The organism is Gluconacetobacter takamatsuzukensis (assembly GCF_014174275.1).
Lineage (GTDB): Bacteria > Pseudomonadota > Alphaproteobacteria > Acetobacterales > Acetobacteraceae > Gluconacetobacter > Gluconacetobacter takamatsuzukensis.
In genome coordinates this window covers 155,217-172,811 of record NZ_JABEQK010000008.1, presented here as the reverse complement: position 1 = coordinate 172,811, position 17,595 = coordinate 155,217, and the positions used below count along the sequence as shown (strand labels likewise).

The 17,595-nt window shown below is 68.3% G+C and carries 15 protein-coding genes and 3 tRNA genes; 4 read left to right on the top strand and 14 right to left on the bottom strand.

Annotation, left to right across the window (positions count from 1 at the left end; all coding sequences use genetic code 11):
- Nucleotides 1–241: 241 nt before the first annotated feature.
- The 6 genes from atpC to HLH27_RS11800 all read right to left on the bottom strand — a co-directional run bounded on the left by atpC (nt 242) and on the right by HLH27_RS11800 (nt 6,479).
- Complete coding sequence (gene atpC / locus HLH27_RS11825; protein WP_182950225.1) at nt 242–664, bottom strand: ATP synthase F1 subunit epsilon; 423 nt, start codon at nt 662–664, stop codon at nt 242–244.
- 31 nt (nt 665–695) lie between these two features.
- Entirely contained in the window at nt 696–2,171 is a 1,476-nt protein-coding gene (atpD, locus tag HLH27_RS11820; protein WP_182950224.1) for a F0F1 ATP synthase subunit beta, read from the bottom strand.
- Between the two features lie 37 nt (nt 2,172–2,208).
- Nucleotides 2,209–3,090 (bottom strand): F0F1 ATP synthase subunit gamma, encoded by an 882-nt coding sequence (locus HLH27_RS11815; protein WP_182950223.1) that lies wholly within the window; start codon nt 3,088–3,090, stop codon nt 2,209–2,211.
- Between the two features lie 16 nt (nt 3,091–3,106).
- Nucleotides 3,107–4,645 (bottom strand): F0F1 ATP synthase subunit alpha, encoded by a 1,539-nt coding sequence (gene atpA / locus HLH27_RS11810; protein ID WP_182950222.1) that lies wholly within the window; start codon nt 4,643–4,645, stop codon nt 3,107–3,109.
- Nucleotides 4,645–5,241 (bottom strand): ATP synthase F1 subunit delta, encoded by a 597-nt coding sequence (gene atpH / locus HLH27_RS11805; protein ID WP_182950221.1) that lies wholly within the window; start codon nt 5,239–5,241, stop codon nt 4,645–4,647. Before atpH ends, atpA begins: the two co-directional genes overlap by 1 nt.
- A 101-nt stretch (nt 5,242–5,342) precedes the next feature.
- A complete protein-coding gene (locus HLH27_RS11800) occupies nt 5,343–6,479 on the bottom strand; it encodes a LacI family DNA-binding transcriptional regulator (protein ID WP_182950220.1) in 1,137 nt (378 codons plus the stop codon).
- Between the two features lie 196 nt (nt 6,480–6,675).
- On the opposite strand from HLH27_RS11800, the gene HLH27_RS11795 reads away from it, so the two are divergent.
- A complete protein-coding gene (locus HLH27_RS11795; RefSeq protein WP_182950219.1) occupies nt 6,676–7,473 on the top strand; it encodes an SDR family oxidoreductase in 798 nt (265 codons plus the stop codon).
- Here HLH27_RS11795 and HLH27_RS11790 read toward each other — a convergent pair.
- Both HLH27_RS11790 and HLH27_RS11785 read right to left on the bottom strand, forming a co-directional pair.
- The gene (locus HLH27_RS11790; protein ID WP_182950218.1) at nt 7,470–8,945 is read right to left on the bottom strand and encodes an MFS transporter; all 1,476 of its coding nucleotides are present in this window, start codon (nt 8,943–8,945) and stop codon (nt 7,470–7,472) included. The genes HLH27_RS11795 and HLH27_RS11790 overlap by 4 nt on opposite strands.
- A 20-nt stretch (nt 8,946–8,965) precedes the next feature.
- Nucleotides 8,966–9,039: transfer RNA gene (locus HLH27_RS11785), tRNA-Gly, on the bottom strand.
- 216 nt (nt 9,040–9,255) lie between these two features.
- On the opposite strand from HLH27_RS11785, the gene HLH27_RS11780 reads away from it, so the two are divergent.
- From HLH27_RS11780 to nusG, 3 genes are all read left to right on the top strand, one after another.
- Nucleotides 9,256–9,332, top strand: a tRNA-Trp gene (locus HLH27_RS11780).
- Between the two features lie 126 nt (nt 9,333–9,458).
- Nucleotides 9,459–9,653, top strand: coding sequence for a preprotein translocase subunit SecE (gene secE / locus HLH27_RS11775; RefSeq protein WP_182950217.1), 195 nt, complete (start codon nt 9,459–9,461; stop codon nt 9,651–9,653).
- Nucleotides 9,654–9,663: 10 nt separating this feature from the next.
- Complete coding sequence (gene nusG / locus HLH27_RS11770; protein ID WP_182950216.1) at nt 9,664–10,194, top strand: transcription termination/antitermination protein NusG; 531 nt, start codon at nt 9,664–9,666, stop codon at nt 10,192–10,194.
- A 193-nt stretch (nt 10,195–10,387) separates the two neighbouring features.
- Here the strand turns inward: nusG and HLH27_RS11765 are convergent, their stop codons facing one another.
- The 6 genes from HLH27_RS11765 to HLH27_RS11740 form a co-directional block, all read right to left on the bottom strand.
- A complete protein-coding gene (locus tag HLH27_RS11765; RefSeq protein WP_182950215.1) occupies nt 10,388–11,026 on the bottom strand; it encodes a PqiC family protein in 639 nt (212 codons plus the stop codon).
- Between the two features lie 3 nt (nt 11,027–11,029).
- The gene (locus tag HLH27_RS11760) at nt 11,030–12,715 is read right to left on the bottom strand and encodes an MlaD family protein (protein ID WP_182950214.1); all 1,686 of its coding nucleotides are present in this window, start codon (nt 12,713–12,715) and stop codon (nt 11,030–11,032) included.
- Complete coding sequence (locus HLH27_RS11755; RefSeq protein WP_182950213.1) at nt 12,712–14,178, bottom strand: paraquat-inducible protein A; 1,467 nt, start codon at nt 14,176–14,178, stop codon at nt 12,712–12,714. Before HLH27_RS11755 ends, HLH27_RS11760 begins: the two co-directional genes overlap by 4 nt.
- Before the next feature lie 164 nt (nt 14,179–14,342).
- Nucleotides 14,343–15,704, bottom strand: coding sequence for a cytochrome-c peroxidase (locus HLH27_RS11750; RefSeq protein ID WP_338029894.1), 1,362 nt, complete (start codon nt 15,702–15,704; stop codon nt 14,343–14,345).
- Between the two features lie 172 nt (nt 15,705–15,876).
- Nucleotides 15,877–15,952, bottom strand: a tRNA-Thr gene (locus tag HLH27_RS11745).
- Between the two features lie 243 nt (nt 15,953–16,195).
- The gene (locus HLH27_RS11740; protein WP_182950212.1) at nt 16,196–17,587 is read right to left on the bottom strand and encodes an NAD-dependent succinate-semialdehyde dehydrogenase; all 1,392 of its coding nucleotides are present in this window, start codon (nt 17,585–17,587) and stop codon (nt 16,196–16,198) included.
- Nucleotides 17,588–17,595: the final 8 nt, after the last annotated feature.

Below are 17,595 nucleotides of genomic sequence, written 5' to 3'. Positions count from 1 at the left end.
ACCCTGCCGGCGATCCGGCGTGTATTTTCTGCGCTTCGGTGCTCACGGCCCACAAGGCCGCTCCGCTCCGATGCTCGAAAATACACGCCGGCCGTGCCGCTTTGCGGCACTCTCACTCGGCAGGCCGACTTTTCAAGCAGATTCCAGGAACCTTCTTTTTCTGAAGAAAAAGAACGCAAAACGCCCCCGGCCTGAAAAAGACCGGGGGCGTTCCACATGAAACCAGTCGGCTGACGAAAGCTCAGGCCGCCTTCACGGCCTCGCCACCGGCCGCCTCGATCTCCGCGCGGGCCGACTGCATCTTCGCCATCAGCAGGTCCAGCGCCGGCACGTTCATCTTGTCGGCGGCGTCGTACGAAGCCTCCAGCCCGGCCAGCCGCGCCTGGGCGTCGGCCACCGACAGGTCGGCCAGCGCGGTCGCCTGGTCGGCCAGGATGGTGCAGCGGGTGGCCGTCATGTCGGCGAACCCGCCGGCCACGAAGAACCGGTCCGTCACCACCCCGTTCTCGTACAGTTCGACCACGCCGCCGCGCAGCAGCAGCATCATCGGCGCGCGATCGGGCATGGCGGCGATATCGCCCTCCAGGCCCGGAATCACCGCCATCTCGACAGCGCGCGAGAAGAGAACCTTCTCGGGGCTGACGATCTCGACCTCAATCGGCATGGGCTGTCTTCCTTGCGCGGGAGTCGGCCGTTCAGGCCGATTCCTTCATCTTCTCGGCCTTCGCGACCGCTTCTTCGATCGAACCGACCATGTAGAACGCGCCCTCGGGCAGGTGATCGTACTCACCGGCCACGATCGCCTTGAACGAACGCACCGTGTCTTCCAGCGACACCAGCTTGCCCGGCGCGCCGGTGAAGACTTCGGCGACGTGGAAGGGCTGCGACAGGAAGCGCTGGATGCGGCGCGCACGCGCCACCAGCTGCTTGTCGTCTTCCGACAGCTCGTCCATGCCCAGGATGGCGATGATGTCCTGCAGCGACTTGTAGGTCTGCAGGATGCGCTGCACGTCGCGCGCCACCTGGTAATGCTCCTCGCCGACGATCTTCGGGTCCAGCGAGCGCGAGGTCGAATCCAGCGGATCGACGGCCGGATAGATGCCCATTTCCGCGATCGAGCGGTTCAGCACCGTGGTCGCATCCAGATGGGCGAAGGTCGCGGCAGGCGCCGGATCGGTCAGATCGTCGGCCGGCACGTAGACGGCCTGCACCGAGGTGATCGACCCCTTCTTGGTCGAGGTGATGCGCTCCTGCAGGGCGCCCATCTCGGTGGCCAGCGTCGGCTGGTAGCCCACGGCCGACGGAATACGGCCCAGCAGCGCCGAAACCTCGGCACCCGCCTGCGTGAAGCGGAAGATGTTGTCGACGAAGAACAGGACGTCCTGGCCTTCCTCGTCACGGAAATACTCGGCCAGCGACAGGCCCGACAGCGCGATGCGCGCGCGCGCACCCGGCGGCTCGTTCATCTGGCCATAGACCAGCGCCACCTTGGAGCCCTCGGTCGTGTTCTCGCCCAGCTTGATCACGCCGGCATCCTGCATTTCGTAATACAGGTCGTTGCCTTCGCGCGTGCGCTCGCCGACGCCGGCAAACACCGACACGCCGCCATGCGCCTTGGCGATGTTGTTGATCAGTTCCTGGATGATGACGGTCTTGCCCACGCCGGCGCCGCCGAACAGGCCAATCTTGCCGCCCTTCAGGTACGGGCACAGCAGGTCGACGACCTTGATGCCCGTGACCAGGATCTCGGTCGCGGCCGCCTGCTCTTCGAACGACGGCGCCTTGCGATGGATCGGATAGCGCTTGGTCGCCGGCACCGGGCCGCGCTCGTCGATCGGCTCGCCGATCACGTTCAGGATGCGGCCCAGCGTGCCGGGGCCGACCGGCACCGTGATCTGGCCGCCGGTCGCCACGACCTCGGCGCCACGGGTCAGCCCGTCGGTCGAGTCCATGGCGATGCAGCGCACTTCGTGCTCGCCGATCTCCTGCGCCACTTCCAGCACGACCGTCTGGCCGTTGAAGGTGACATGCAGCGCATCGAGAATATACGGCAGCGTGCCTTCGAACTGCACGTCCACGACCGCGCCGCGCACCTGCGTCACGCGGCCGACGATGTTGCTGGACTGGCCCTGCGTGGCGGCAGGAGCCTCATTCACTTTGGTTTCCGACATGGGGTCAGCTCCTGCGGCGAGGGAAGCGGATCGTTGCTCAGAGCGCCTGGGCGCCCGAGATGATCTCGATCAGTTCGTTGGTGATGTTGGTCTGGCGGGTACGGTTGTAGGTCAGCGTCAGGCGGTCGATGGCCTTGCCCGCATTGCGCGTGGCATTGTCCATCGCCGTCATGCGCGCGCCCTGCTCGCCGGCCGCGCTCTCCAGCAGCGTCGCGTACAGCTGCACCTGGAGGTTGCGCGGCAGCAGGCTGGACAGCAGCTCTTCCTCGCCCGGCTCGAACTCGTAGACCGGCGCGTCGGCCGAAGCCGCCGCATCGTTCGCCGGCAGCGCGAGCGGGATCAGCTGCATCTCGGTGGGCGTCTGCGACATGACGTTCTGGAAGCGGTTATACACCACCGTGCAGACGTCGAATTCGCCCTTCTCCGCCATCGCGGCAATCCGCTCGCCGAGTTCGGCGGCCGCCGAGAACGGGATTTCCTTGCCGCCCGAGCCATGGACATGATCCACGACCAGGTCGGAGAATTCCCGCATCAGGTAATCGTGGCCCTTGCGCCCCACCGGCAGCAGGCGGACGGTCTTGCCCTCGGCCTGCAACTGGCGGATCAGGTCACGCGTCTTGCGGTTGATGTTGGCGTTGAAGCCGCCGGCCAGCCCACGATCGCTGGTCAGCGGGATCAGCAGGTGAATCCGGTCGTTGCCCGTGCCGGCCAGCAGGGTCGGCAGGCCGGACTGGCCCCGCGTGCCGGCACCCAGTTCAGCCAGCATCCGGCGCATCGCCGCCGCATAGGGGCGGGCGGCCTCGGCGCGGGTCTGGGCCCGGCGCAGCTTGGCCGCCGCCACCATCTTCATGGCGCTGGTGATCTTCTTCGTCGATTTGACGCTGCCGATCCGCGCGCGAAGGTCCTTGAGGGATGCCATGGGTGCCTGTCCGCCCTCAGCCCGCGAACTGACGGCCGAAGCCGGTCAGGAAGTCGGTCAGGCGGGCTTCGTTGTCCTTGGTGATCTGCCGCTCGTTGCGGATCGACTCCAGGATGTCCTTGCCGACCGCATGCAGCTCGGTCCGCAGCTGGCGCTCATACGCCGTCACCTTCTCGACCGGCACCGAGTCGATGAAGCCGCGCGTCCCGGCGAACAGGATGCACACCTGCTCCTCGACCGGCAGCGGCGAGGTCTCGGGCTGCTTGAGCAGCTCGACCAGGCGCGCGCCACGGGCAAGCTGCTTCTGCGTCGCGGGATCGAGGTCCGAGGCGAACTGCGAGAACGCGGCCATCTCGCGATACTGCGCCAGCTCCAGCTTGATCTTGCCGGCAACCTGCTTCATCGCCTTGATCTGCGCGGCCGAACCGACGCGCGAGACCGAGCCGCCGACATTCACCGCCGGGCGGATGCCGCGATAGAACAGGTCGGTCTCCAGGAACACCTGGCCGTCGGTGATCGAAATCACGTTGGTCGGGATATAGGCCGCCACGTCGCCGGCCTGCGTCTCGATGACCGGCAGCGCCGTCAGCGAACCCGCGCCATACTCGTCCGACATCTTGGCGGCGCGTTCCAGCAGGCGCGAATGCAGGTAGAACACGTCGCCCGGATACGCCTCGCGGCCCGGCGGACGGCGCAGCAGCAGCGACATCTGGCGATACGCCACGGCCTGCTTCGACAGGTCGTCATAGACGATCAGCGCATGCATGCCGTTGTCGCGGAAATACTCGCCCATCGCGCAGGCGGCGTAGGGGGCCAGATACTGCATCGGCGCGGGGTCCGAGGCGGTCGCGGCAACGATGATGGAATATTCCAGCGCGCCGGCTTCTTCCAGCGTGCGGACCAGCTGCGCCACGGTCGAACGCTTCTGCCCGATCGCGACATAGATGCAGTAGAGCGACTTCTTGTCGTCGCCCAGGGCGTTGACCGGCTTCTGCGCGACGATGGTGTCGATCAGGATGGCGGTCTTGCCTGTCTGGCGGTCGCCGATGATCAGCTCGCGCTGGCCGCGCCCGATCGGCACCAGGGCGTCGATGGCCTTGATGCCGGTCTGCATCGGCTCGCCGACCGACTGGCGCGGCATGATGCCGGGCGCCTTGACGTCGGCGCGCTTCATGATCACGTCGCCGACCAGCGGGCCCTTGCCGTCGATCGGGTTGCCCAGGCCGTCGACCACGCGGCCCAGCAGCGCCTTGCCGGTCGGAACCTCGACCACCTTGCCGGTGCGGGCGACGGTATCGCCCTCGCGCATCTCGGAGTCGTCGCCGAAGATCACGACGCCGACATTGTCGTTCTCGAGGTTCAGCGCCATGCCGCGCTGGCCCGAGGCCGGGAATTCGACCATCTCGCCGGCCTGCACGTTTTGCAGGCCATAGACGCGGGCGATGCCGTCGCCGACCGACAGGATCGTGCCGGTCTCGGCGACTTCGGCGCTCGTGTCGAACGAGGCGATCTGCTGCTTGAGGATATCCGAAATCTCAGCGGGACGGATTTCCATCACGCGGCTCCCTTCATGGCGTGGTGCAGGCGGGTCAGGCGGGAATTGAGGCTGGTGTCGTACAGCCGGGCGCCGACGCGCACGACCAGACCACCCAGCAGGGCCGCGTCAACGCGTTCCTGGATATTGACCTTGGAATAGCCGGCCTCGGCGAGGCGGCCCTGAATCTGAATGCGTTGCAGGTCCGTCAGGGGCTGGGCCGACACGATCTCGGCCACGGCCTCGCCCCTGCGGGCCGCCGCGATGGCCGCCACGGCGTCCAGGATCTCGCCCAGACGGGGCAGCCGGCGGTTGCGGGCGACGACGCCCACGAAATTGCGGATGACCCACCCGAAGCCTTGGGCCGCCAGCACGGCGTCCACGGCCCGCGTCGACACGGCGATATCCAGCGTGCGATTCGTCAGGACGGCGCGCAGCTCGGCGCTCTCCGCGATCAGGCGCCGCAGCGCCGCCGCATGGTCCAGCACCTCGTCGAGCAGCCAGCGCTCGGATGCGAAATCATAGAGGGCCGTCGCGTAACGACCCGGCAGGCCATTGGCAACGGAGGCGATCGGTATTGTTGTCGTTCCACCCGAAACCACGGTCGGTCTTTCCATCCCAGTGTCTTAGGTCATTGCAGCGCGCCAACGGCACCGGAACGAAGCCGGAGCCGATGGCGCGCCTCTAGCATGCTGACCCGCCCCGCGCAACACGCGCGTCAGGCCGGCACCGACAGCCGGGCGGGCCGGCGGGCCGTCGTCTCGCGCTCCGCCAGCGTCACGCCCAGGTCCACGACCCGCGGCACGTCGCGCGCCCCGGCCAGCAGATCCAGCACCATGCCCCCCGTCCGCTCCCCGATCGCGCGGTAATCCACCGCCACGGTCGTCAGCGCCGGCACCACCTGGCTGCCGATCTCGAACCCGCCGAATCCCATCAGCGACAGGTCTTCGGGCACCCGCACGCCCCGCCGCCGGCATTCCATCAGCGCCCCCACCCCCACCAGGTCCGACACCGCGAACACCGCATGCAGGTCGGGCACCCGCTCTAGCAGCGCGCCCATGGCCCGCGCCCCGTGGGTGAACGACACCGGCGGCTTGCCCATCCGCTGCACCAGGTCGTCCGCCAGCCCCGCCTCGCGCAGCGCCTCCAGGAATCCCTCCAGCCGCCTGCCGCCGCGATGGTCGTACGACAGCCCGTCCCCCTCGGCCGCCAGCACGCCGATTCGGGTATGGCCCAGCCCGATCAGATGCCGCGCCGCCAGCCGCCCGGCCTCGTGGTTCGAATAGCCGACCATGTGGTGCACCGGACTGGGCACCAGCCCCGCCATCTGCACGATGGGAATCGTCTCGCCCGCCAGCAGGGCGCTCAGCGCCGCCCCGCGCGGCCCCGCCGGCAGCACCAGCGCCTCGGCCCGCCGGCCCAGCATGTCGCGCACATGGCGCAGCATTGCGTTTTCGTCATAGTCGGTATACCCGATCAGCAGCTCGTAACCCTCCCGGCGGATCATGTCCGTCAGGCCACGCGCCGCATCGGCGAAATTCGTGTTGGTCAGCGTCGGCACCACCAGCCCGACGAATCCGCTGCGCCGGGTCGACAGCGCCTCGGCCGCGCGGTCGGGCACATAGCCCAGCTCGTCGATGGCCCGCGCGATCGCCTCGCGCGTGTCGGGGCGTACCAGATGTGGCGCCCGCAGCGCGCGCGACACGGTCATGCGCGACACCCCGGCGCGCGCCGAGACGTCGATGATGGTCGGCCGCCCGCCGGCACGGGCCACGACCGATGCGGCATCGGGCTCCGTCGCCCGCCGCGTCGCGCCCGCCGCCGCTTCCTCGCCTGTCGTCCGCCTGCCTGCCATCTCCGCCCATGCCCCCGCGCGACGCGACCACTCCACGGGTTGGCGCGTTGCCACCCGGATGGCGCATGCGGTCACGATTCCGTCCGCGCGCCGTGTTTATAGTCGCCTCGCCCGGCGGCCGACGCCAGATATATCGTCAAACCCGCCATGTGCCCGCCCAAGCGTCGGGACCATGCGCGCAAGAAAGGACCCGCCCATGCCCGCCTTGCCACCCGCCTCGCCTCTTTTCGACCTGACCGGCCGCCTGGCCCTCGTCACCGGCTCCAGCGGCGGAATCGGCCTCGCCATCGCCGCCGGCCTGGCCGATGCCGGCGCCCATGTCATCCTCAACGGGCGCGACGCCTCAAGGCTGGACGACGCCGCCGCCCGCCTGCGCGACACGACGCCGCAGGGCGGCACCCGCACCATCCTGACCCGCACCTTCGACGTCACCGACCGCCTGGCGGTCGAGGACGCCGTGGGCGCGATCGAGGCGCAGGACGGCCCCATCCGCATCCTTGTCAACAATGCCGGCATCCAGCGCCGCGCCCCGCTGGACGTCTTCCCGCCCGAGGACTGGGCCGAGATCATCCGCACCAACCTCGACAGCGTGTTCTTCGTCGGCACGGCGGTCGCCCGCCACATGATCCCGCGCGGCATGGGCAAGATCATCAATATCGGCAGCGTCCAGTGCGAGCTGGCCCGCCCCGGCATCGCGCCCTACACCGCCACCAAGGGCGCGGTGAAGAACCTGACGCGCGGCATGTGCGCCGACTGGGCCCGGCACGGGCTCCAGATCAACGCCATCGGCCCCGGCTATTTCGAAACGCCCCTGAACCGCGCTTTGGTCGAGGACCCGGAATTCAACGCCTGGCTGACGAAACGCACCCCGGCCGGCCGCTGGGGCAAGGTCGAGGAACTCCAGGGCGCCGCCGTGTTCCTGGCATCGGACGCCTCCTCCTTCGTCAACGGCCAGACCCTCTATGTCGATGGCGGGGTGCTCTCGGTCCTCTAGCCCGCCCCCGGCACCTTCACCGGGGCATTCACGGGCGCATCATTCACAGGCGCATCGTCGAACAGCGCGCGGGCCACCCGCGCGCTGGCCCGCGCCCGCGCCCCGGTCGAAAGAAACCCCAGCATCCCCACGGCGCAGGACAGGCCCACCAGCAGCCACCAGATCCGGTGCGTGGCCTGCGCCAGCGCCGCCCCGCCGCCTGCCTCACGGGTCAGCACCGCCCCCATCATCGTCCCCGACACCGCCACCCCCAGCAGCGCGCCGACCTGCCGGCTGGTCGAGGCCAGGGCCGCCGCCAGCCCCGCCTGGTCGCGCGGCATGCCCGAGACCGCGCTGTTGGTGATCGGCGCATTGCACAGTCCGAATCCACACCCGCACAGGCTGTAGGACAGCAGCAGCACCCAGGGCGCCGTCCCTGGCGCCAGCCCCGTCAGCATCAGCGCCCCGCCCCCCAGCCCCCCGGCCGACAGCAGCAGCGGCAGCCGCGCCCCACGCGCCCCCACAAGCCGGCCGGACAGCGGGGCACACACCACCACCCCCAGCGCGAAGGGCAGCGTGTACAGCCCGGCCTGCATGGCCGACAGCCCGCGCGCCTCCTGAAGGTAGAGCGTGTTGAGGAACAGGAACGAACTGAAGATCGCAAAGGCGCACACCGCGATCACGATCGCCCCGGAAAAGGGCAGGGCACGAAAGAACCGCAGGTCCAGCAACGGATGCGCGCTGCGCCGCTCCACCCGGTACAGCACCGCCAGCCCGACCGCCGCGACCGCCAGCCCGGCCCGGATCGCCGGAGCCTGCCAGCCATAATCCCGGGCCTCGATCAGCGTGGCGGTGGCGGCGGCCAGCACCAGCGCCACCAGCGCCTGCCCCGCCCGGTCGATGGGGCGCACATGCACGGCCCGCGATTCGGGGATGAAGCGCAGGCTCAGCACCAGCGCCAGCGCACCGACGGGCAGATTGACCCAGAACACGGCGCGCCAGCCCACCAGCGTGGTCAGGATCCCGCCGACCAGCGGCCCCAGCGCCAGCGCCAGCCCCGACATCGCGCCCCACACGCCGATCGCCCGCGCCCGCGCCCCGGGCTCGACAAAGACATTGGCAATGATCGACAGCGCCACCGGGTTCAGCATCGCGCCGCCCAGCCCCTGGAACCCCCGCGCCAGCACCAGCGCCCCGGCACCGGGCGCCAGCCCGCACAGCACGGAGCCGAGGCAGAAGACGACGATGCCCGAGACGAAGACCAGCCGCCGCCCGATCCGGTCGGCGGTCGACCCCGCCAGCACCAGCAGCGTCGCCACCACCAGCGTATAGGCGTCCACCACCCATTGCAGTGTCGACAGCCCGCCGCCCAGCGCGGCGCGAATCGCCGGCAGCGCCACGTTGACGATGGTCACGTCCATCATCACCAGGAAAAGGCTGAGGCAGCAGGCGGCCAGCACCAGGTGCGGCCGAACGGCAGGGGACTGGATCATGTGCCGGGAATCGGGAGGAATGGAGCGGGCGAAGGGAATCGAACCCTCCTCAGAAGCTTGGAAGGCTACTGCATTACCACTATGCTACGCCCGCCCATATGGGCCTTCCATACCGCCGAACCCGCCTCTCCGGCAAGCCCTCCCGGGCATGCGGGCGGCCATCGTGACCCGGCCGGAAGACCGAATCGCATCCCCCCTCTTGACTTTGGCGGCCGGGCATACTTTTTTCCGCTGCCTGCGCCGGGTTCGCACGGGTGGCCAGGGGAACAGCTTTTCGCTATTCCGTTGGTCGGCGCCGCAGGCGGCTTGCAGGGGTGTAGCTCAATTGGCTAGAGCGCCGGTCTCCAAAACCGGAGGTTGGGGGTTCGAGACCCTCCACCCCTGCCACTCGCCCCGGTCGGGAGTTCTCCCGCCCGGACCGTGACGGTGCCCCCGACATGCAGTATTGGTTGATTCCGGCCTTGTCCGCGCTCCGGTCCGGAGAGCGCCGAGGCGGTTCGAGAAGGGTGTTTCGTGTCGGTCAGTCCCGCGAAATTTGTGCAAGATGTCCGCGCCGAGGCGACCAAGGTCACATGGCCCACGCGTCGCGCCACGCTGGTGACGACCGGGGCCGTGCTGGCAATGGCCACCATGACATCGGTTTTCTTCTTTGTCGTCGACCAGATCATCGGCCTGGGCGTACGTGAACTTTTTGGGCTTGGAGGCTGAGGAACGGACCATGGCGAAACGTTGGTACGTCGTTCACGTCTATTCAGGCTTCGAGAAGAAGATCGCCCAGCACATCAAGGAGCAGGCGTCCCAGAAGGGCCTGTCCGACCATTTCGGCGACATCCTGGTCCCCTCGGAAGAGGTGGTCGAGGTCCGTCGCGGCCAGAAGGTCAATGCCGAGCGGAAGTTCTTCCCCGGCTACGTGCTGGTCAACATGGAGCTGACGGACGAGGCCTGGCATCTGGTCAAGGACACGCCCAAGGTCACGGGCTTCCTGGGCACCAAGACCCGCCCCTCGCCGATCACCGCGGCCGAGGCCGAGCGGATCATGAAGCAGGCGCAGGAAGGCGTGGAGCGTCCCCGCCCCTCCGTCACCTTCGAGATCGGCGAGCAGGTGCGCGTGTCCGACGGCCCGTTCACCTCGTTCAACGGCACGATCGAGGAAGTGGACGAGGAAAAGGCCCGCCTCAAGGTCAGCGTCTCGATCTTCGGCCGCTCGACCCCGGTCGACCTCGAATACAGCCAGGTCGAAAAGCTCTAACCGGCCCGACGATTCGCATACAGAAAGGGGCGCCCACCGGGCGCCCCTTTTTCGTTTTCAGCCCCTCGCCCAGAAAATCGAAACCCCATTCACAATCAAATGATTGGGGTGCAGGGCCTCAGGCCCTGCCGGGTCCAGGGCAGCGCCCTGGCCAGACACCCGCCTCAGGACGACCGGTCAGGCGGTCAGGCGGTCAGGCGGGGGGGACCACGGTGCCCAGCGCCCGCAGATGCCCCGCCGCCCGGTCGGCCACCTGCCCCAGCAGGGCACTGAGCGCCGCGACCAGCCCGGCCGTCCCCGAGCCGCTGACCGGCAGGGTCAGCGCCAGCACGTCCGATGCCCCGCCATCATGCCCCAGCCAGTGGACGGCCAGGCTGCCCGCCAGCACCGCCTGCCCGCCGGCATCGCGCGAGAAGCGCGTCACCGTCAGTTCGACCGCCGCCAGCGCCGTCGTCGCCACCGCGTCGTTCTGGGCGAAGACGGTGCTGCCCGGCAGGCGCTGCTGAAGGTCCGCCGTCAGCACATGGCCCATCATGCCCGGCAGAGACTCGCCCCAGGCATCGCCGCCGGCGGTGCGCAGGCGGTAATCGCCCTCGCTGCGCACGATGCGCTCGCGATCCAGCGCGGTTGCGACCGAAGGCGTCCGGACCTCGATCACCGCCGGCCCGCCCGCCTGGGCGGTGCCGGGCCACGGCACGAGCGTATAGAAATCCGGGTCCGACGAGCACGCGGCCAGCGGGCCGGCGGCGACGGCGGCCAGCAGGCCGCCCGCCCCCCGCAGAACCGCCCGGCGCGAGGCAAACGGGCGGGATGAATGCCCTGACAATCTCATAGGCTAGCGTCCCGTGATCAGCGCCGAGGGATGGCGATTGAGGAAATCGGTCAGGAAGCGCAGCGACCGCGCCGCCTCGTTGAGCTGCACCAGCATCTGCTGCAGGTCGCGGTGGAAGTCGGTATCGCCGCCATAGCTGGCCAGCAGCTTGTTGGCGTTCTTCAGCGTGCCGTCCAGTTGCGCGCTCATCTGCGGCAGGCGCTGGAACAGCGGGTGCATGCCGCTGCGGGCATCGCTCGCCAGCCCCTGGATGCTGCGCAGCGAATCGCGCAGCGCCACGATGGCCTGCTTCACTTCCGGCGAATTGATCCGCGCATCGGAATGGGCCAGCAGGTTATTCAGATTGTCGCCCACCTGGGTCAGCGGCATGGCGGCGATCTTGTCGGTAACGGTCGAGAGCGAATCCATGATCCCGCTCATGCCGCCGGCCTTGCTGGGAATGACCAGCGCCATCCCTTCGGTCCCCACCGTGGCGGGGGGGGCCTTCTTCATGAAGCTCAGGCTGATCATCGACTCGCCGGTCAGCAGGCTGGCACTGTCGACCGAGGCCCGCAGCCCGTTATCGACCAGCGCCTGGATGGTCGCGGCCATGGTGTCGCGATGGATCTCGCCCAGCGGCAGGATGCGCTCGGGCTGGATTTCCATCCCCACCCGCACCCGCGCGGTCCCGGCCTTCTGGTCCAGCATCAGCTTCACGCTGGTCACGGTACCCACCTGGATGCCGAACATCGTGACCTGCGCGCCCACCGTCAGGCCCGACACCGAACTGGTCAGGTACGTGACCAGCGACACGCGCTCGCGATAGCCGGCATTATCCGCCGCCTCGTTGCTGTCGTACAGGCGGAAGACCGAATTCCTGGGCGCGGTCGGCGCGGCGGTGCCCTCGCGCTTGTCCGGCAGGCCGAACGCGACCCCGCCCGAGAACAGGGCCTGGATCGATTGCAGCTTCACCTTCAGGCCACCGGCACCAAGCCCCACCTGCACGCCCGACACGTTCCAGAACCGCGTATCGGTGCGCAGGTAACTGTCATAGGGCTGGCGGATGAAGACCTGGATCAGGATCGGCCCCTCGCCGCCCGGCGGCATGGTATAGCCCAGCACCTCGCCCACATCGATGTCGCGGAAGAAGACCGGCGCCCCCTGCCCGATCGACCCCAGCGAGGGACTGATCAGCGTATAGGTGTTGCCCGGCTGGTCCGAGCGCATGCCCGGCGGCGCCTCCAGCCCCTTGAACTTGCTGGTGCTGGTGCCCCCCGCCACGCCCGGGTCCATGGCGATATAGGCCCCGGTCATCAGGGTCTCCAGCCCGGTGACGCTGGCACCGTTCAGGCGCGGCCGCACCACCCAGAAGCGCGCGCGGTCGGTCAGCATGGGCGACGCCTTGGCGCTCATGCGCACCCGCACCTCGACATGGCGCATGTCGGGCGTCAGCGTCACGTCCTGCACCGTGCCCAGCGGCACGGCCTTGTTCTTCACCTGGGTCTGGCCGCTGGTCAGCCCGTCGGCGGTATCGAAGACGATGGTGATGACGGGGCCGCGCCCCATGATGCCGCGCCAGCCCAGATAGCCGGCAATGCCCAGCGCCACGATCGGAACCAGCCAGACGATCGAGAAACGATATCGGCGCGCCGTGGCCTCGGGTGCCGAGGCGGCGCGATCGCCGGAATGATCTTGGGGGTCGTCGGTCACGCCTGCCTCGGCTCCATCCTGTCAGTTCCTGCCGCGCGCCGGCCGGCCCGCCGCGCGCGCACGGCGGCGGACGCCACACCATCGGGCGAGGGCCCGTTCAGGCCCGCCGCATCCCACATCACCCTGGGGTCGAAGCTCCACGCCGCGAACAGGGTCAGCACCACCACCGAGGCAAAGGCCACCATGCCGGCATTGGCCGTGACATTCGCCAGCGAATTGAACCGGACCACCGCCACCAGGATCGAAACCATGAAGACGTCGATCATCGACCAGCGGCCGATCACGTCGACGACGCGGAACAGCCGCGTGCGCGGCACCAGCGCGAAGGACGAGCCCATCCAGGTGCCGATCACCATCCAGCTCAGGCTGAGGATCTTGAGCATCGGCACCAGGATGCTGGCGAAGAACACCAGCAGCGAGAGCGGGATCATCCCGTCCTCCCACAGCTCGATCGCCCCTTCGATGATCGTATGCCCACCCCCGCCGCCGAGCTTGAAGAAGGTCATGACGGGGTAGAGATTGGCCGGGAAATAGAAGATGACCGCCGCCATCAGGAAGGCGCTGGTCCGCGCCAGCGTGTCCGGGGCCCGGCGCCACACCCGGTGCCCGCAGCGCGGGCACACGCCGACGCAGCGCAGGTTGCTGACCGGCGCACCCAGCTCGCCCACCAGCCCGCAGGACTGGCAAGCCACCAGGTGATCGACCGGCGGCAGCGGAATATCGTCGATATGGACATTGCTGACCGCCACCCGCTGCCCGTCCTCCTGCCGCGTGACGGCCTCCACGCGCCGGTGCCGCCAGATCCGCTCGGTATCCAGGGTCGAATCCGTGGCCGCCATGGTCAGCATCAGGGCCGAGATCAGGTAGACGGCGGGCCCGACATCGACACGCGCCAGGTCCGTCAGCTTGGTGTAGGCAACGAAGATGCCCAGAACATAGACCTCGATCATCGACCAGGGCCGCATCTTCTCGTACCAGATCAGCAGGTGCGGCGCCCAGTCGGGCATATGCCGCCGGCTGGCGGCATACAGGATGGCGAACATCATGCTGATCACGACCGCGGGCGCGGCAACCGTCACCAGCCCGACCAGGATCCCGGCCTCGCCCCACCCTTCATGCAGCAGTTCCATCGGCCCGGTAATCAGGTCCACCGTGCGTTCGCGCCCGTACACATCCAGCGTCATCAACGACGACGCCAGGGCGGCCAGGTACAGGGCACAGGAACTGATGCAGAAGGCCAGCGGCGTCTGCAACGGCGATGTCCGGCGCCGCCATTCCAGCGTCTGCCCGCAGCGCGCGCACGCGGCCAGCTCGCCGGCCTGCAACGGGGGCCGGCGCTGAAACAGGCCGCACCCGGGGCATTCCACCAGATCGCCGATCGTCCGGACATGGCGCAGGTCGGCTGTCCGCCGCGGCCAGGCGGCCCGACGGAGCATGCGTGAAGTCCGCGCTGACATCGTCATTTCACTCATAACTGAGCGATACTATAGATCAAATTCGCGACCGTGATAGTCATTCAGCATATTGCTGCCATGACGGCGCAGAAAATGCCCGTACACCGGGCCTGTCCGGTACCGTCCTCCGGGCCGCGGAAACCGGCCCCCGCCCGCCCGCGATGTCCCGCCTTTCAAGGGGCGGAACGGCCTCGCCCGTCGCGCCTTTCCTTCCAGCCATCCGTCAGCGTGCCCAGGAAGGCGACGATCGCATGCCGCTCGTCCTCGCTCAGCGCGGGCGCGTCCCCGGGGTGCCGATCCAGCGGCGCGTCCGCCGTGTCGAGATTGGCGCAATACCGTTCGGGCAGGTCGTCCTGCACCCCGATCCTGCCGTCCGCGCCCCGCGGATAGAATTTCGCAGGATCGATGTCGCGCAGCACATAGAAATCGAGCACCCGGTCCAGGTCGTGAAAGACGCCGTTGTGAAAGAACACATGGCGCGTGGCGACATTGCGCAGCGTGGGCGTGGCGAACATGCCGCAATAGGGCCCAAGCACCTTCTCCCCGTCCGGCTGGCGTTTACACACCCCCAGATCATGGAAGGACGGGTCGCGATTCTGCACCAGATCCGCATTGCGCGGCGCGCCGAGCGCCTCGTACTGATGGTCGGTAAAGACGGGCGGCAGCCGGTCGGCGCTCACATTATCCACATGGCAGGCCGCGCAGTTCCCCTTCTTCGGGTCGTTGAACAGCAGATATCCCCGGCGTTCCTGCGGCGTGAGCCGCGCCCTGCCTTCAAGCCAGGCATCGAACTTGCTCGAATAAGGGTGAAAGCTGCGGTCTTCCGTCTGGTAGCGCGCCAGCGCGAACAGCGCCTCCGCAAGCAGGAACTGCGGCGAGCGCTGGCCCGGCACACCCGCCATGTCCGCCAGCGCGGGCGCATAGGGCGCATGCCTGATCCGGTCCAGAACCTTTTCCGGCGTCGACGCCATCTCGACCGGGTCGTAGAGCGGCCCGGCGGCCTGCTGCTGCAACGTGTCCGCCCGTCCGTCCCAGAACAGGCCGCCCTGCGGCACCATGCGCGCGGCCCCCGCGGCACCCGCGCTCTTGGCCGCCGGCGGCGGGCCGGACACGGCCACGACCGGCGGCGGCGCATCCTCGGCCGCCGGGTCGTCGGGGCCGATGCTGAACGGCGGCTGCCGTTCCAGATATGTCAGCGTCGGAATGGCGCGGTGCCCCTGACGGGTCAGGTCCTCCCCCCCCAGAAAGACCGCAGCCCCTCCCCTGGGGCCATAATGCGCCGCCGGATCGTGGCACGAGGCGCAGGACACTTTCCCCGAGGCGGAAAGCCCCGGATCGTGGAACATCGCCTGCCCGATACGCGCCATTTCCGAAAGCGGCCCCGAAACCGGGCGTTGCAGCACCTGCGGGCACGGATTGCGCCCGTCCGCCGCGGGGTCGCACGACGCGGCCGCGCGCGCACCCGCCGGAATCATGGCCCCCAGAAGCGCGCCGAGCACGCCGAGCCGGAGGAAATGAACGGAATGAATAGTCACGCGGGAAATATGCACGCCGAAACACATGTTGCATATGACGGAGGCTGCCCGCATCGCTGCGGCCCGCCCCAGGCAGGCACCGCATATCGGATCGGGATGGATCGGGATGAATCCGGCAGACGCTCTGCCAGGCCACGCGACCTCTATTTCACAGGGAAATGAAAAGGTTGCGTGGTGCCGGTGAAGAGATTCGAACTCCCGACCCCATCATTACGAATGACGTGCTCTACCAACTGAGCTACACCGGCAACAAGGCGAGCGTATAACGAGCCCTTCCGGGCAATGCAAGCCCCCTTCGGAACGGATTTGTCCCTGCCCTCGCGGCACCCGGCCCGCAGCGCGAAACAGTCGGCACCCATCGGGTACGACCGACCGGTGTCCCCGCCTCCACCATCGGATCATGGCATGAAACGGGGGCCTGAAACAGGTCCGGCCGGCCCCAGGGGACCGGCCGGCGAATCGGTCACGCCGTCACGAACGGCGCGCCCGGATCAGAACGGCGCGTCGATATCGACGACGTCGATCAGCTTGTGGTTGACGAACTCCTTGATCCCCAGCCCGATCAGCTCGCGGCCATAGCCCGAGCGCCCGACGCCGCCGAAGGGCAGGTCGGCCTTGACCATTGTCGGATGGTTCACGAACACCATGCCGGTATGGATCTTCTTCGCCACTTCCACGCCGCGCGCGGTGTCCCGGGTAAAGACCGAGCCACCCAGCCCGTACGGCGTGTCGTTGGCGATGCGGATGGCGTCGGCCTCGTCACGGGCCCGGAAGATCATCGACACGGGGCCGAAGAATTCCCACAGGCGGGCCGGATTGTCGCCGGACATGCCGGTCAGGATCGTCGGCTGGACGAAGGCGCCGGTCTCGGGCACGCGCGGGCCGACTTCGGTCGCCGTCGCACCATGGGCCACCGCCTTGGCGATGTTCTCGCGGATCTCCTTCGCCGCACCCTGCGACGAGAGCGGGGCCAGCGTGGTGTCGGCCGCCATCGGGTCGCCGGCCTTCAGCGCCGCCACACCGGCGGTATAAAGCTCCATGAACCGGTCATAGACCGCATCGACCACGATCACCCGCTTGGACGACACGCACACCTGCCCGGCATTCCAGTGCCGGCCGAACACCGCCCATTTCGCGGTCTTCTCCAGGTCCGCATCCTCCAGCACCACGAAGGCATCGGCGCCGCCCAGTTCCATGGTCGTCTTCTTCAGCGCCTTGCCGGCCTGCGACGCGATCACCGCGCCCGCACCTTCCGAACCGGTCAGCGCCGCACCGCACACGCGCGGATCGTTCAGGATCATCTCGACCTGCCCACGGGTGGGGTACAGGTTGCGGAACGCGCCATCCGGCAGACCCGCGCGCTTCATCAGCACCTGGAAGATCCCGGCGCTCTGCGGCACGTTCGACGCATGCTTCAGCAGCACCGTGTTGCCGGCCGAAAGCTGCGGCGCGATGATGCGCGCGATCTGGTAATACGGGAAATTCCACGGCTCGATCGCCAGCAGCACGCCCAGCGGCTGATGCACCAGCACGGCATCGCCCGAGCGCGGGTCGGACACCGGCAGCTTCTCCGGCGCCAGCAGGCTTTCGGCATGTTCGGCATAATAATCGAAGATCGCAGCCGACAGCTCGACCTCGGCCTTGGCCTCGGCAAACAGCTTGCCCATCTCCAGCGTCAGCAGCCGCGCGAACTCGTCGGCCTCGGCACGCAGGATCTGCGCCGCCTTCGTCATCACGGCGGCACGGGTCGCAAACGGCGTCTCGCGCCAGTCCAGGAATGCCGCATGCGCGTCGGCGATCGCCTGACGCACCTCGTCGTCCGTGGCATCCGGAAACGTGGCCAGCACTTCGCCGGTGTAGGGGTTGGTGGTTGCGTATGCCATAGTCGTGT

What these genes read in the sequence shown, in the direction of transcription:
- HLH27_RS11815 (WP_182950223.1), bottom strand. Translation starts at nt 3,090, where the DNA reads ATGGCATCCCTCAAGGACCTTCGCGCGCGGATCGGCAGCGTCAAATCG.
- atpC (WP_182950225.1), bottom strand. Translation starts at nt 664, where the DNA reads ATGCCGATTGAGGTCGAGATCGTCAGCCCCGAGAAGGTTCTCTTCTCG.
- atpD (WP_182950224.1), bottom strand. Translation starts at nt 2,171, where the DNA reads ATGTCGGAAACCAAAGTGAATGAGGCTCCTGCCGCCACGCAGGGCCAG.
- HLH27_RS11795 (WP_182950219.1), top strand. Translation starts at nt 6,676, where the DNA reads ATGCCCGCCTTGCCACCCGCCTCGCCTCTTTTCGACCTGACCGGCCGC.
- HLH27_RS11755 (WP_182950213.1), bottom strand. Translation starts at nt 14,178, where the DNA reads ATGACGATGTCAGCGCGGACTTCACGCATGCTCCGTCGGGCCGCCTGG.
- HLH27_RS11765 (WP_182950215.1), bottom strand. Translation starts at nt 11,026, where the DNA reads ATGAGATTGTCAGGGCATTCATCCCGCCCGTTTGCCTCGCGCCGGGCG.
- HLH27_RS11740 (WP_182950212.1), bottom strand. Translation starts at nt 17,587, where the DNA reads ATGGCATACGCAACCACCAACCCCTACACCGGCGAAGTGCTGGCCACG.
- nusG (WP_182950216.1), top strand. Translation starts at nt 9,664, where the DNA reads ATGGCGAAACGTTGGTACGTCGTTCACGTCTATTCAGGCTTCGAGAAG.
- HLH27_RS11800 (WP_182950220.1), bottom strand. Translation starts at nt 6,479, where the DNA reads ATGGCAGGCAGGCGGACGACAGGCGAGGAAGCGGCGGCGGGCGCGACG.
- HLH27_RS11790 (WP_182950218.1), bottom strand. Translation starts at nt 8,945, where the DNA reads ATGATCCAGTCCCCTGCCGTTCGGCCGCACCTGGTGCTGGCCGCCTGC.
- atpA (WP_182950222.1), bottom strand. Translation starts at nt 4,645, where the DNA reads ATGGAAATCCGTCCCGCTGAGATTTCGGATATCCTCAAGCAGCAGATC.
- atpH (WP_182950221.1), bottom strand. Translation starts at nt 5,241, where the DNA reads ATGGAAAGACCGACCGTGGTTTCGGGTGGAACGACAACAATACCGATC.